Origin of the sequence: Paraburkholderia ribeironis (assembly GCF_900019265.1) — a bacterium.
Classification (GTDB): Bacteria; Pseudomonadota; Gammaproteobacteria; order Burkholderiales; family Burkholderiaceae; genus Paraburkholderia; species Paraburkholderia ribeironis.
Genome location: NZ_CYGX02000177.1, coordinates 1 through 873 on the forward strand (window position 1 = coordinate 1; position 873 = coordinate 873).

The 873-nt window shown below is 46.5% G+C and carries 1 protein-coding gene; it reads right to left on the reverse strand.

Features of this window, described 5'->3' with window-relative positions; translation table 11 throughout:
- Positions 1–45 precede the first annotated feature (45 nt).
- Positions 46–720 carry a hypothetical protein gene (locus BN2475_RS32970; RefSeq protein WP_174642110.1) on the reverse strand — a complete coding sequence of 225 codons (675 nt, stop codon included), beginning with the start codon at positions 718–720 and terminating at the stop codon, positions 46–48.
- Between the last annotated feature and the right edge of the window lie 153 nt (positions 721–873).

An 873-nucleotide genomic window follows, 5' to 3' on the forward strand; every position in this document is an offset into this window, starting at 1 on the left:
AATGAGCTTCTTACATCAACGCTTTCGCTATCGGCTGCGATGACTTCAGTGCGAGTATTTCCGCGGCCTGTTAACGCCGATGCCGATATCAGCCACAATAAAATGCAGCTCATTTACCTTTTCATACCATGTGAACTGGAGGACTCCGGGCGTAGGAAAACGTCGACCCTTCCAAGTAAAATCTGATTTTCCATGCTCAAGCAGATTGTAAAGGAGCTCAGATAAGACATATCGCAACGTCTTTTGATATTCAACACCGAAACTCGACGTGAACTCATCTGCAGTCGCCAAAGCAGATTTGAAATCATCGAAATTCCTGATGGCGAATAAAGGCTTATGTTCATTGCTTTTGAAGTTGACTTTAGCGTCAGTAGTCACCGCAAACAAACCATGGGCACCCATCATATGCCAGACGCGGCTTCCATTTTGCTCGCCGTTGTGGTCTAACTTGAATGATATTGAGCAGCCCCGTTGCTTGAGCTTCCAGCAATAAAGTACAAGCAAAGAAACTGCTTGGTAATTTGCGCTATCGCACTCAGTAAAATCAATTTCGACCTGAACGTCTTTTATTGTCCAATCAAGAACGGAAAGTACCTGGTCGAAATATTTAACCCCGCCGCGATTGAACGTGAATTCAGACGGAATTTTAATAAGGCGCTTAGACGCGTGCTTAACCTTCTTGCGGACCCCGTACAACTGATCTTTTATTGAAGCCGACATATCATTGCTCTAGCGATAACGGTTGTGTTTAGTGTCGTAGCCTTGTAACTATACGGAACGTTTCGACGTTTGTCCGTTTCGTGGCATCTTCGTGACGCTCACGACCGGCAAGCGCGGACGTCGGCTTGGGGTCGCAGGACTAAACCGCTCGCG

Bases quoted from the DNA above. Each gene is read 5' to 3' on its own strand.
- BN2475_RS32970 (WP_174642110.1), bottom strand. From the start codon at position 720: ATGTCGGCTTCAATAAAAGATCAGTTGTACGGGGTCCGCAAGAAGGTT.